Source organism: Psychrobacillus soli (genome assembly GCF_006861775.1).
GTDB classification, from domain to species: Bacteria; Bacillota; Bacilli; order Bacillales_A; family Planococcaceae; genus Psychrobacillus; species Psychrobacillus soli.
In genome coordinates this window covers 15115-29237 of record NZ_VDGG01000050.1, presented here as the reverse complement: position 1 = coordinate 29237, position 14123 = coordinate 15115, and the positions used below count along the sequence as shown (strand labels likewise).

11 protein-coding genes are annotated in these 14123 nt (G+C 37.4%); 9 read left to right on the top strand and 2 right to left on the bottom strand.

The genetic code is table 11. The features are described 5' to 3' along the window. Positions 1-506: 506 nt before the first annotated feature. From FG383_RS17570 to FG383_RS17560, 3 genes are read left to right on the top strand one after another with little or no spacing between them, the layout of a single operon-like run. Positions 507-1487: an ABC transporter substrate-binding protein gene (locus tag FG383_RS17570; RefSeq protein ID WP_185908000.1), complete on the top strand. Its 981-nt coding sequence runs from the start codon at positions 507-509 to the stop codon at positions 1485-1487. 18 nt (positions 1488-1505) lie between these two features. Continuing rightward, complete coding sequence (locus tag FG383_RS17565; RefSeq protein ID WP_142608703.1) at positions 1506-2540, top strand: ABC transporter permease; 1035 nt, start codon at positions 1506-1508, stop codon at positions 2538-2540. Continuing rightward, positions 2533-3330 (top strand): ABC transporter ATP-binding protein, encoded by a 798-nt coding sequence (locus FG383_RS17560; RefSeq protein ID WP_142608702.1) that lies wholly within the window; start codon positions 2533-2535, stop codon positions 3328-3330. Before FG383_RS17565 ends, FG383_RS17560 begins: the two co-directional genes overlap by 8 nt. A gap of 539 nt (positions 3331-3869) precedes the next feature. Here FG383_RS17560 and FG383_RS17555 read toward each other — a convergent pair. Further along, positions 3870-5357 carry a catalase gene (locus tag FG383_RS17555; protein ID WP_142608701.1) on the bottom strand — a complete coding sequence of 496 codons (1488 nt, stop codon included), beginning with the start codon at positions 5355-5357 and terminating at the stop codon, positions 3870-3872. Between the two features lie 175 nt (positions 5358-5532). Then, entirely contained in the window at positions 5533-6795 is a 1263-nt protein-coding gene (gene ilvA / locus FG383_RS17550) for a threonine ammonia-lyase IlvA (RefSeq protein WP_142608700.1), read from the bottom strand. 295 nt (positions 6796-7090) lie between these two features. On the opposite strand from ilvA, the gene FG383_RS17545 reads away from it, so the two are divergent. From FG383_RS17545 to FG383_RS17520, 6 genes are all read left to right on the top strand, one after another. Beyond that, complete coding sequence (locus FG383_RS17545) at positions 7091-7849, top strand: DeoR/GlpR family DNA-binding transcription regulator (RefSeq protein ID WP_142608699.1); 759 nt, start codon at positions 7091-7093, stop codon at positions 7847-7849. Positions 7850-7851: 2 nt separating this feature from the next. Continuing rightward, positions 7852-9153, top strand: coding sequence for a four-carbon acid sugar kinase family protein (locus FG383_RS17540; protein WP_142608698.1), 1302 nt, complete (start codon positions 7852-7854; stop codon positions 9151-9153). 3 nt (positions 9154-9156) lie between these two features. Beyond that, positions 9157-10170, top strand: coding sequence for a 4-hydroxythreonine-4-phosphate dehydrogenase PdxA (gene pdxA / locus FG383_RS17535; RefSeq protein ID WP_142608697.1), 1014 nt, complete (start codon positions 9157-9159; stop codon positions 10168-10170). A gap of 70 nt (positions 10171-10240) precedes the next feature. Further along, on the top strand, positions 10241-11617 hold the full coding sequence (locus tag FG383_RS17530; protein ID WP_142608696.1) for a GntP family permease: 1377 nt from the start codon (positions 10241-10243) through the stop codon (positions 11615-11617). 235 nt (positions 11618-11852) lie between these two features. After that, positions 11853-12773: a DMT family transporter gene (locus tag FG383_RS17525; protein ID WP_142608695.1), complete on the top strand. Its 921-nt coding sequence runs from the start codon at positions 11853-11855 to the stop codon at positions 12771-12773. Continuing rightward, on the top strand, positions 12770-13531 hold the full coding sequence (locus tag FG383_RS17520) for an IclR family transcriptional regulator (protein WP_142608694.1): 762 nt from the start codon (positions 12770-12772) through the stop codon (positions 13529-13531). Before FG383_RS17525 ends, FG383_RS17520 begins: the two co-directional genes overlap by 4 nt. Positions 13532-14123: the final 592 nt, after the last annotated feature.

Below are 14123 nucleotides of genomic sequence, written 5' to 3'. Positions count from 1 at the left end.
AAGGGAATATTGTCTCGTTCAACCATTTATTTTTAATATTAGATTCTGATAAGCTAGTCTTTACCATAGATTCTCGATGCAGGTGGCGACTCCTGCCGAGGCTAACAGGATGTTAGTCACGAAGGCGTTGCCACAGGATGTGGTGCTCTTAGCCTTTGTTCCTCTCTGAGCTTAATGTGCCATTCCAGCGCACGCGCAAGCGGCGGAAAGTGTCCATCCTGCAGCGGAAATACCAGCGAACACTTTTTTCAGCTCACTACGACGCAGTATACCTAAAAAGTTTCACTCTTCTAGTTAGTGTCCTTGATGTAAAGGTGTTTCTTTATCCAAACCAAACTGAAGAAGTATAAGTGTGTGTCATACTCTTTTATAACCTTTAAAAAATATCAAATAATTCATAATGTTATTGACTATCGTTCGATAGCAGTGTAATATAGCTATTAATCTATACTTTAGCGAGTTGAATCGCTGATGTGGATCTAGAGATATAGGGGGTAATGATAGAGATGAAGAAAATAGCATTTATTTTATTAGCAGCTGTTTTGTTTTTAGCAGCTTGTGGGGGAGAGAGTACAGAAGGCCCTGAAGCTACTACAAAGGAAGAAACAAAAAAAGTTACAATTGGTGTTACGCAAATTGTCGAACATCCATCTTTAAATGCAGCATACGACGGATTTAGAAAAGCTTTAGAAGATGCGGGCATTGATGCTGACTATAAAGTGGAAAATGCTCAGAATGATAATAGTGCCAATACGACTATTGCAAACAATTTAGTAAGTGCTGGTGTTGATTTAATATTCGCGAACTCCACGCCAAGTGCTCAAGCAGTAGCGAGCCTTACAAAAGATATTCCCATTGTTTTTACATCTGTAACAGATGCGGTTAGTGCTGAATTAGTACAGTCGATGGAAAGTCCAGGTGGGAATGTTACTGGAACTGTTGATACACAGCCAGATGCAATTCCAAGCACAATAGCATTTTTAAAAGATGAACTTGGTGCGAAAAATGTCGGAATGGTATTCAACTCAGGAGAACAAAACTCTCGTGCACAAGTGGATGCTGTGAAAGAACAAATGAGTGCCGTTGGTTTAAATGTAGTGGAAGCGTCTGTTTCTACTTCAGCTGAAGTAAAACAGGCTACTGAATCGTTAATAGGAAAAGTAGATTCATTATATATTATTACAGATAACACGGTTGTTTCTGCGCTTGAATCAGTAATTTCTGTTGCTAATGACAATAAACTTCCGATGATGGTTGGCGAATTTGACTCTGTTAAACGTGGAGGATTAGGAGCATATGGTTTTGAATACTATGATATCGGTTATGAAGCAGGACAAATGGCAGTGAAAATTTTAAATGGCGAAAGTACACCAGCAGATTTACCAGTTCAGTTTCCACAAAATTTAAGATTTGTCTTAAACCAAGATACGGTGGATGCACTTGGACTTGAAGTAAAAGATGCTTGGAATGCGGAATTCGCGGAATAGATAGGAGTTTGATTCTTTATGTTTGCAGCTATTTTTGGATCTGTAGAGCAAGGAATCATCTATGCAATTATGGCACTCGGAGTGTATTTAACATTCCGAGTGTTAGATTTTCCTGATTTAACGGTCGACGGAAGTTTTGTTACGGGTGCTGCAACTGCAGCGATGATGATTGTGTTAGGATATCATCCGGCTATTGCAACGCTTGTTGCGATAATAGCAGGTTTTATTGCAGGATGTATTACTGGTTTGTTACATACGAAAGGGAAGATCAATCCTTTATTGTCTGGGATTTTAATGATGATTGCTTTATATTCCATTAACCTAAGGATCATGGGGTTTACTGTAGAAAATTCAGTTGGGCGACCGAATATTCCTTTACTAAATTCTGACACATTATTTAGTCAATTCTCCACGTGGTGGGGGTCTTTAGGTATTGATGAAGCGATTAATGGTTTCTTCAGTGGAATTGGCGTGGAATTTTTGCCTTCTACTTGGGGAACTGCTATTGTTGTAGCCATTTTAGTCGTGCTTATTAAATTGATTTTCGATTGGTTTTTGAAAACAGAAGTTGGACTAGCTATTCGTGCAACGGGCGATAACAAAAAAATGATTCGTAGTTTTTCGGCGAATACAGATAATCTAGTTATAATCGGGCTCGGTATTTCTAATGCACTTGTTGCGTTTTCTGGCGCACTAATTGCACAGTATGCAAAGTTCGCGGATATCGGAATGGGTATTGGGATGATTGTCATTGGTTTAGCGTCTGTTATTATCGGGGAAGCGATCTTCGGCACAAAATCCATCGTTCGTACAACACTCGCGGTAATTGCAGGGGCGATTATTTATCGTATTATTCTTGCATTAGCACTTCGAATCGATTTACTTGATACAGGGGATATGAAACTAATTACGGCATTTATCGTAATAATTGCTTTAGTGTTACCTACTTATTTTGACAAACGTCGAGAGAAAAGTAGAAAAGCAAAACGACATGCCGGAAGAGTGGCAAATGCTACTATTGTAACAGAGCAGGAGGGGAAATACCTTGCTTAAATTACAGGCGATCAATAAAATTTTCAATGAAGCGACGGCTGATGAAAAAATTGCGTTAGATCAAATTAATCTAGAATTAAAAGCTGGAGATTTTGTCACAGTAATTGGTAGTAACGGGGCGGGTAAATCTACGATGCTTAATATGATTTCAGGAGCACTTACTCCTGATTTCGGGGAAATAGTAATTGACGGCAAAGACGTAACAAGCTTACCGGAATATAAACGTTCCCAGCTAATAGGGCGAGTCTTCCAAGATCCTATGGCAGGCACTGCTCCAACGATGACGATAGAAGAAAACTTAGCAATCGCTTTTTCAAGAAATAAGAAACGCGGATTGAAAAGTGGAGTAGACAAGCAGCGAAAAGAGTTTTTTCTGCAATCACTAGAGACGCTACACTTAAATTTAGAAAATCGATTAAATGCAAAAGTTGGCCTTTTATCGGGCGGGGAAAGACAAGCACTTTCCCTACTAATGGCAACATTCACGAAGCCTTCGATCTTACTACTAGATGAACATACAGCTGCACTAGATCCATCGAGAGCGGAGTTAATAACAAACTTAACCAAGCAACTTGTGGAAAAGGATCAATTAACGACACTAATGGTTACACATAATATGCAACAAGCATTAGATCTTGGGAATCGACTAATCATGATGGATAAAGGGCAAATCATTTTAGAAGTTGGGGAAGAAGAAAAGAAAGATTTAACGATCGCGAAGCTAATGGATGAGTTCCAGCGAATTCGCGGGGAAAAATTAACGAGTGACCGTACTCTATTGTCTGTATAAAAAACGGTTAATTTTCGCGGGTCCACCTATCACAAACAATAAAAATATATGGTAAAACGACTACTAAATTGCAGAGCAAATTAGTAGTCGTTTTTTGATATAAAGACATTCGCACGACAGTATTAGATTTGCATGTGAAAAATTGTACTTGAATTTGGTTAGTAACGCTAGTTGGTTTACCATTTCACTGACCTGTAAACTTGTAAGAAAATTGTATAAATTCCACTTTAATTAACACTTTACTATGAATATTTAATTTATAATAAATATAAAGATTGTGAAAGAATTTTATATTTTTTTATTAGAAAATGGATATTAATATCTACACAATGAGCAGTGTACTTGTGTATACAGTTATTCTTTCTTTATTTATAGCACTTGTGAGGACGGTAAAAAAAAGTAAAGAACGTACGTTAGTGACACAAAAAATTAAAGCTCTTGTACAACTAAGCTCGTGCTTTACTTAAATGAGTAAACAAAAGGAATATGGAACTAACAAAAAAGCACCGCAAAATGCGCTGCTTTTTTGTTAGTTCGTATTAATCAGCAAATGCTAAAGCTGCTTCTACTTCTCCCCATGGTATATCCAATGATTCTGCTACACCTTTACCATAAGCAGGATCTGCTTTATAGCAATGCGTGATATGGCGAAGTTGAATATGTTTATCTACACCTTGCATATTTCTTCCAGTGTTTTCGAATAATAATTGTTGTTGCTCAGGACTCATTAAGTTAAATAGTTTACCTGGTTGCTCAAAGTAATTACTATCATCTTCATGGAAATCGTAAATATCTGCATCACCATAAAGCGCTAGTGCTGGATCTTTAAATTCTGGTTGTGCTTTCCATTGGCCATAAGTGTTTGGCTCATAGTGAAGTGTTGCACCTAAGTTACCATCCGTGCGCATTGCGCCATCTCGATGGAAAGTGTGAACAGGGCATTTTGGTTGGTTAACTGGAATTTGGTGGTGGTTAACACCTAAACGGTAACGTTGTGCATCCCCATATGAGAATAAACGACCTTGTAACATTCTGTCAGGAGAGAAACTAATACCTGGTACTACGTTAGCAGGTGTAAATGCTGCTTGTTCAACTTCAGCAAAGTAGTTTTCAGGATTACGGTTCAATTCCCATTCACCAACTTCGATTAATGGATAATCGCCTTTATACCAAACTTTTGTTAAATCGAATGGATTGTCTGGGTGGTTTTTCGCTTGTTCTTCTGTCATTACTTGGATGTACATTTTCCATTTAGGGAAGTTGCCTTGTTCGATATTTTCGAAAAGATCACGTTGGTGACTTTCACGGTCTTTACCAATTAGTTGCTCCGCTTCTTGGTCTGTTAAATTCTCAATTGGTTGTTGAGAACGCATGTGGAATTTCACCCAAACACGCTCATTGTCTGCGTTTATCATACTGAATGTATGGCTACCAAATCCGTGCATATTACGGTAAGAAGCAGGAATTCCGCGGTCACTCATAACGATTGTTACTTGGTGAAGTGCTTCAGGAAGACCAGTCCAGAAATCCCAGTTATTATTTGCACTACGCATATTTGTTTTTGGATCACGTTTAACTGCATGGTTTAAGTCTGGGAAGTTAAGTGGATCACGGAAGAAGAATACTGGTGTATTGTTACCAACTAAATCCCAGTTTCCTTGTTCTGTGTAGAAACGCATAGAGAATCCACGAATATCACGTTCTGCGTCAGCTCCACCACGTTCACCAGCTACTGTTGAGAAACGTACGAACATTTCTGTTTCTTTTCCAACCTCTGAGAAAATTGCTGCTTTTGTATATTTAGTAATATCATTTGTTACCGTAAATTTACCATAAGCAGCAGAACCTTTTGCATGCATACGGCGTTCAGGAATTACTTCTCTATCAAAATGAGCGAGTTTTTCTAACAACCAAATGTCTTGTAGTAATAGAGGACCTCTTTTACCAGCGGACATTGAGTTTTGGTTGTCTACTACAGGTGCGCCAGCTGCAGTCGTTAATTTGTTGTTGTTTTTATTTTCAGACATTAATAATTCCTCCTAGATTAGAATTCTTATAATACAATAATGATTATATCAAACTGGATGGAATATTGCTAGAAATCAATTCTGACATTTTAATTGTTTTTATCTACTACTAATTTTAATCTACCTTAGTTAAGTAAGGAATCATTGATATAACCATCTATTTGCTCATTAAAAGTTAGATTAATAAGTCAAACAAGGTACTATCTTTATTAACTTCTTTGTACGAAAATCCATTCTCAGTTAATCGCGAAATAAGACCATTATAGTCTTCTATATGCTTTAATTCGATTCCTACTAGTGCAGGACCGCTTTCTTTATTGTTTTTCTTCGTGTACTCAAATGTCGTAATATCATCTTCCGGACCAAGTACTTTATCTAAAAATTGACGGAGTGCACCAGCTCTTTGCGGGAAGTTAACGATAAAGTAGTAGAGTAGACCTTCGTACATTAGTGATTTTTCTTTTATTTCTTGCATTCTACCAATATCGTTATTTCCACCACTTATGACACATACGACGGATTTCCCTTTAATCTCCTCTTTGTAAAAATCGAGCGCAGCAATTGAAAGGGCGCCTGCTGGTTCCGCGATAATTGCGTGTTTGTTATACAAATCCAAAATAGTTGTGCAAACTTTTCCTTCTGGGACAAGCACGATACTATCTACGTATTTACTACAAGCTTCATAAGTAAGGTTTCCCGCACATTGTACAGCGGCTCCGTCGACAAACTTATCAATTGTTTCAAGAACGATTGGTCCACCATTTTCCAAGGCTGCTTTCATACTTCCAGCTCCCGCGGGCTCTACACCAATTATTTTCGTAAGAGGAGAGAGATTCTTTATATAAGTAGAAAGTCCGGAGATTAGTCCTCCGCCGCCTATGCTACCAAATACAAAATTAATTGACTCCTCGATATCATTCATAATTTCTATCGCAACTGTTCCTTGTCCGGCAATTATGTCCCGATCATCAAATGGATGGATAAAAATTCTATTTTCCGTTTGGGAATAAGCTGTTGCGCTAGAAGCTGAGTCATCAAATGTATCGCCGGCAAGTGTAATCTCCACATACTCTCGACCAAACATTCGTACTTGATCGATTTTTTGTTTCGGAGTTGTCAACGGCATGAAAATAGTGGCGGATATTCTTAATTGGGCACATGCATAAGCTACACCTTGTGCATGATTTCCAGCGCTCGCACAGACAACTCCTTTTTCCCGTGCTTCTTGTTCTATTGTTTTAATTTTGTAATAGGCGCCTCTTAGTTTAAAGGAACGAACATGTTGTAAATCTTCCCGTTTAACATAAATCGTTGCTCCATATTTTTCAGATAAATAGTCATTTTTTTGCAAAGGGGTATGTACTACCACATCTTTCAAAAATTGATGTGCAATAAGCACATTTTCTACTTGGACGGATTCCGTGTTTGTTACTTGCATAATATTGTTGCCAACCTCCATTTTAATTTAAAGTATTTTTCATTTTAACACATTACAGCGTTAAATCGCTATGATTCTACCTAATAATTCTAAATTGGTAGACAACTATTAGCCGTTATTTAGATGACAGTAATATTACGGGTGCCAGGCACCCGTAATATAGTTGTAATCATTTGTTTTTTGTTCTTTTCGAACAAAATTTGTTCGTTTGTCACAAATATTGTTGACTTATTTGAAAAAAAAGAACATAATATGTTCATAGTGAACACGCTTTCAAAGTTGAAAGGATGATTCCATGACACCAGTTTCACGAAAAAAGCTGATTTTAGAAGAGCTCACACAAAAAGGGAAAGTAGAAATTCTAGAATTAGTCGATCTATTGGCCGTATCTGCTATGACGGTTAGGCGAGATTTAGATGAATTAGAAAAGCAGAAGAAACTAATAAGAACACATGGCGGTGCAGCACTTCCGCAAGCGATCATTGCCGAACAGAGCTATAGCCAAAAGCTTTCAGAAGCACATGTGCAGAAAGTGGAAATTGCAGAGATTGCAGTTGGTCTTGTAAAAGATGGTATGAGAATACTACTCGACTCTGGAACAACTACTTTTGAAATCGCTAGGCGTTTAAAGTCAAGAAAAGATTTAACGATTGTCACAAATGATATAAAAATTGCAGCTGAACTTGTAGATAGTCAAATGGAAGTTATCTTATTGGGTGGAAAAATACAAAATGATGTAGGAGCGGTGTTTGGTTCTTACGCAGAAAAAATGTTAAAAGACATTCATGTAGATATTTTGTTTTTAGGGGCTCACGCGGTTCATTCTACTTTAGGAATTACGTCAGCTACATTTGAAAAAGCAGCTATAAAGCGAGAAATGATTCATGCCAGTGAGAGTGTGTATTTAGTAGTAGACGCTCAAAAGTTTGAAAAAAAAGCGTTTGCAAAAATAGCAGATGTAGATTCAATAACAGGAATTATTACCGATCAAACAATGCCAAAAGATTTAGAGCAAATTTATGGAGAAATGTCTACCTTTATAAAGGGAGTGTAGTTGTGAAAATTGGGGTTATTGCCGACGATTTAACTGGTGCAAATGCTACTGGGGTTCGTCTTTTGAAGAATGGGTTTACGAGTGCAACGGTCGTATTTGATGGAGAAGTTCCAACAAAAGGCGGCTTCACGGCACTAGGAATTGATACAGATAGTAGATATTGCGTAGCAACGGAAGCGGAGACTCGTGTGCTAAAAGCTTACGAGCAGCTTTCCACTTGGGGAGCTAGTGTTATCACGAAGCGTATTGATAGCACGGTTCGAGGAAATTTAGGTGTGGAAACGGACGCGTTACTAACTGCTGTTGGGAAAAATAGTGTAGCGATCGTTGTTGCCTCTTTTCCGGACTCTGGTCGTGTTGTATCTGGCGGTTATCTTTTAGTAGACGGCGTACCGGTAGAAGCGACGGATGTCGGAAAAGATCCGATGAACCCAATAACGAAGTCACATGTTCCAACGTTAATGGAGGAGCAAAGTAATTATTCGGTTTCGCATATTGGTTTAGGAAAAGTCCTAAAGGGGAAAGAAGCCATTCAATTGGAGTTAATGCGCCAAATTGAAGCTGGACATCGAATCATCGTTGTTGATGCTGTTACGAATGAGGAAATCGATCATATTTCCGAAGCAATGATTTCTATAGAAGGAACTCATTTTATCCCGGTAGATCCAGGACCTCTAACTGCTTCTTATGGTCGTATGAAAGCGCATCAAAATGTGCAGACGAATAAATTCATAGTCACTGTAGGAAGTATTACCCCTTTAACGGGAAGACAACTTAATTATTTAATTGATAAGAAAGCTGCTCAACCTGTTTATGTTAATACAGAAGCACTTGCTTCCATTACAAGTGCATGGGAAGCGGAAATTGATCGTGCAACAAATGAAGCTTTAATAAAATTAGAAACTCAAGAAATGCTAATCATTACGACGTACTCCCCAGGAACTGAGAAGTTAGATCTTTCGGAAATTGCAAGTCGTGAAGGTGTAACGGAAGAAAAACTGGCAAAACGCATTACAGAAGGACTTGCAAGAGTAACAAATAACGTTGTTCTGCAAACAGAACATACGATAGATGGTACGTTTTCAAGTGGGGGAGATGTTACTGCAGCATTATGTGCAGTAAGTAATGCAGAAGCAATAGGCTTACAAGATGAAGTTCTCCCTCGTGCTGCGTATGGACAATTCATCGGTGGAACATTTGATGGAATTCCAGTTATTACAAAAGGTGGCACGGTTGGGGATAAATATTCTATCTACAAATGTGTAAGGTTTTTAACAAATAAAACAGAAGAAGGAAGTGTATAGGATATGACTACAGTACGAGAAATTATCGCAATTCCAATGGGAGATGCTGCAGGTATTGGTCCAGAAATTACAGTGAAATCATTAGCAAAAGAAGAATTATACAATATGTGTAAACCTTTAGTTGTTGGAGATGCAAAAATTATTCGAAAAGCAATTGAAGTAACAGGTGTCAATTTACAAGTTAGCACAGTTGCTAGTCCAGCAGAAGGTGCTTATGAATTCGGAACGATTGATGTATTGGATTTAACGAACATTGATATGGATTCATTTGAGCCAGGTGAAGTTGCAGCTCAAAATGGAAAAGCGGCATTTGAATATATTAAACGTTCAGTAGAATTAGCAATGGCTGGAGAAGTAAAAGCACTTGCAACTACTCCAATGAACAAGGAATCCTTAAAAGCGGCAAATGTTCCTTATATCGGACATACCGAAATGTTAGAAGATTTAAGTCAATCACCAGATCCTTTAACAATGTTCCAAGTAAATGGCATGCGTATTTTCTTCTTAACTCGTCACGTATCCGTTGCAAAAGCAATTACACAAATGACAAAAGAGCGAGTGCATGATTACTTAATTCGTTGTGACAAAGCATTACAACGTCTTGGGGTTGAAAACCGTAAACTAGCAGTAGCTGGACTTAACCCACATGCTGGGGAAGGCGGTCTATTTGGAAATGAAGAAATAGAAGAAATTAAGCCTGGTGTTGAACTAGCGGTAGCTTCTGGAATCGATGCATATGGACCAGTTCCAGCAGATTCAGTATTCTTCCAAGCGTTAAATGGTAAATACGATGCTGTTCTTTCTCTTTACCATGACCAAGGCCATATCGCTGCGAAAATGACCGATTTTCACCGTACGATTTCGATTACGAATGGTTTACCATTCTTACGTACATCTGTTGACCATGGTACAGCGTTTGATATCGCATGGAAAAATATCGCGTCTGAAGTAAGTATGTACGAATGTATCAAGCTTGCTGCTGAGTACGCACCAAAATTCACTCGTGAATCATTGTAAGTAATTCAATAGAAGGAAAGTTTGCTTTCCTTCTATTTTAAAAAGAGGAAATGAAAGGGGTTTCAATGGAATGACATTAGAAATGCAAATGTTGCTTGGTTTAGCTATTGGTATTACAGTTCTTATTTTACTTGTTTTAAAAACAAAAATTCATGCATTTTTAGCACTGATCATTGCAGCATCAATTACTGGATTAATCGGAGGGATGGAGCCACTTAAAGTGGTGAATTCTATTACTTCAGGTTTCGGGAATACGCTAGCATCTATTGGTATTGTAGTAGGTTTAGGGGTTATGATGGGACGTATTCTAGAAGTAACAGGGGCTGCAGAAAAACTTGCTTACTCATTGATTCGTCTAGTAGGAAAGAAAAAAGAAGAATGGGCGATGGCGATTGCGGGGTATATTGTTTCTATTCCGATATTTGTAGATTCTGCTTTCGTTATATTAAATCCATTAGTAAAATCATTATCTCGTAAAACAGGTAAATCAGTTGTTACACTAGGGATTGCACTAGCGATTGGATTGGCTGCAACGCATCATGCAGTTCCACCCACTCCAGGTCCATTAGGCGTGGCAGGGATCTTTGGTGTTGATATTGGTGAAATGATTTTCTGGGGACTAATTTTTGCGATTCCTATTATTATTGTAGGAGTATTATATGCACAGTGGATTGGTAAGCGAATTTATCAAGTGCCTGAAGAAAATGGAGAAGGATTTGTTCGTAAAGATTCTTCTGAAATGGTATATAATGACTTTTTAGCAGCATCTGCGGATCGTGAAAAAGAATTACCATCATTATTTCTTTCGTTTTTCCCGATTTTATTACCAATCCTATTAATATTTTTAAATACAACATTATCTGCCTTAAAAATTACTGGTGGAGTTTGGGATTATGTCTTATTCTTAGGTCAACCAATTATCGCATTGGCATTAGGATTAGTTGCTGCAATTTACGGTTTAGCAAATCGTATGAAACGTGACGAAGCACTTGAAAGAATGGAAGAAGGTATGACTACTGCTGGTATCATTTTATTAGTAACTGGTGCTGGTGGTGCTTTAGGAACTGTTCTTCGCGATAGTGGAACAGGTGATTATCTTGCTGAAATTATTGCTGGGTTACCTTTGCCGGCTATTTTAGTTCCATTTTTTATTGCATCCATTGTTCGTCTAATCCAAGGAAGTGGGACAGTTGCTATGATTACAGCTGCATCTATTTCAGCTCCTATACTAGCAAATTTAGATGTGAATTTAGCACTTGCAGCACAAGCGGCAGCACTAGGTGCAATGCTGTTTTCATACTTCAACGACTCCTTATTCTGGGTAGTTAACCGTATGCTTGGCATTACCAAATTGAAAGAACAGGTGTTAGTTTGGTCTGTACCAACAACACTTGCTTGGTTTACAGCGATGATTATGTTAATAATTGCAAATGCAATTGTTGGATAATCCTTTTAGATGACATGGCACCAAATAGAGTAGACGCATGAATAAATACATGCGTCTACTTTTTTTAGTATTCTAATAATAAACGAAATGTTACAACTATGTTACTGGTGCCTGGCACTAAAACAATTCGAAGAGGAGCCTTTTTTAAGCTTGAAAAATTCTAGTAGGCTGTTTTATTTTTTGGGTGTATAGTGGAGTAATAGGGTTGGTAGAGATGTGAAAGGGAGTTGTTGGTGTGAAAAAGGTATTGACGAATTCCACAGCATTGCTAATATTTCTCGTTTTTTTATGGGGAGCCAGTTGGCCAATTTATAAAATGGCATTACCATTTACTCCTCCGTTACTGTTTTCAGGAATGCGTGCAATAATTGGAGGGCTTATACTAGGGCTTATATTGATCAAGCGACTGGATAAGATAAACTGGCGTGAAAATTGGCGATTGTACTGTATTTCTTCATTGTTTAATACCATTCTATTTTTCGGAATACAAACAGTTGGGTTAAATTATTTACCAGGTGGCTTATTTTCGATTCTGGTCTATTTCCAACCAGTATTATTAGGTATATTTGCTTGGATATGGTTAGGTGAATCGATGACCCCTATTAAAATTATTGGACTATTAATAGGTTTCTTTGGTATTGTCATCGTTAGTATAGATGGACTAACGTTTCATGTTTCGGTTATCGGGGTAGTGTTAGGTTTGGTGACTGCTGTATGTTGGGCGTTTGGTGTAATTTATGTAAAAAAAGTCAGTCATCGACTCGATGCATATTGGATGGTTTCAATCCAATCCATAATTGGTGGGGTAGTTCTATTAGGTGGCGGTGCCATTTTTGAAGACTGGTATAATATTGTATGGAATAGTAAATATATATTTGGTTTAAGTTTTGGAGCGATTTTCGGGATTCCATTGGCGTATATTATTTATTATAGACTGATGAATGAAGGGGAGGCCAGTAAAGTTGGTGCTTTTACTTTTCTAGTACCAATTATTGCAGTCTTTTTAGGAGCAGCCTTTTTAAACGAACCGATTACATATATGTTAATGATAGGATTAGTAATGGTAGGAATAAGTATTTTTATCGTCAATTATCGGGGGAAAAAGGAGCTTATTAGCTTTAGGAAAATGAATAATAAGATAAAGGAGAGTATATGAAAAATAAAACAGTTGTTCGTTCAATGGATATTTTGAACTTATTTATTGAGCATGCTGAACTAACGTTTCAAGAAATTATTGAGTTATCGCATATCCCGAAAACATCGGTTTATAGAATGCTAATTTCTTTGGAGGAAATGGGCTTTCTTGAAAAAGGAGATGATTCAAAATATCGCTTAGGATTGCTTTTTCTAACTTACGGAAACCTTGTTTCTACAAGATTAGATCTTCGACAAATAGCCTATCCAATTATGCAAAGTTTACATAAAGAATTAAAAGAAGCGATTAACTTAATCATTAGACAAGGCGAAGAAGCAATGTATATTGAAAAAATAGATCATTATCAAAAGGTTCGTTTATATACGGCGATTGGAAGAAAAAGCCCATTATACGCAGGAGCCTGTTCACGAGTTTTGTTGTCTTTTTTACAAGAGGATGAAATTGAATCATATGTTGAAAATATACAACTGGAATCTTTTGCCATAGGGACAATAACCGAAAAGGGAAAATTACTAGAAAGTATAAAAAATGCAAGGGAAAATGGTTATACTATTAGTCATTCAGAATTAGAAAACCATACATCTGCCATTGCTGCACCTATTTTTAATTGCAAGGGAGAAGTTGTAGCAGGGATTAGTATAGCTGGGATTGAAGTGAATTACCAAGATGAAAATGTCGCTCGATTTGCCGAAAAAGCTATTTATGCTGCGAATGAAATTTCTAGGAAACTAGGTTATCAAATCACGTCTGCTGATTAGCCTGTTTTTCCATCGAAAACACAGAAAAAAACAGCAATTCTGATACGATGTAAAGCGACTTAACCAACATCGGTATACTGGAAAAATGTGTCCTCTATGAAACAGTTCAACACAATTTCAAAGCTTTTATCCACTCTAATTACACCCGAAGAATTGATGGAACTTATAGAAACGAAAAGTATAAAGCGAGGTGGGCTATTGAGTCTTTTTTCCATTAGGTACTTAAATCTACCAATGTCGTTTGGTAACTACAAAACTGCAGTATTTACACAGCTTTTCATCGCATGGATTGTGTTTATGTTAGTAAAATGGTCCTTCGATCAAGTGATAATGCCTATTATGTAGCAATGTTAGATACGGGTGTTTATACCGATTTGCTTAAGAACCGGTAAGAAATCTCTGAGCAGGCCAGTAAGCGAAGCGCAATAGCTACTCGGATTTATGAATAAAGTCTTCATTTATTTCAAAGAAACAAACATACACTAGCAAACAAGCAAAATGGGACAACTATCTTGACAAACATCAAAGAAGGAAAAATATTTTTTCATTAGAACAATATTAAATAGGGAGTTGTTATGGAAAATTATTCATG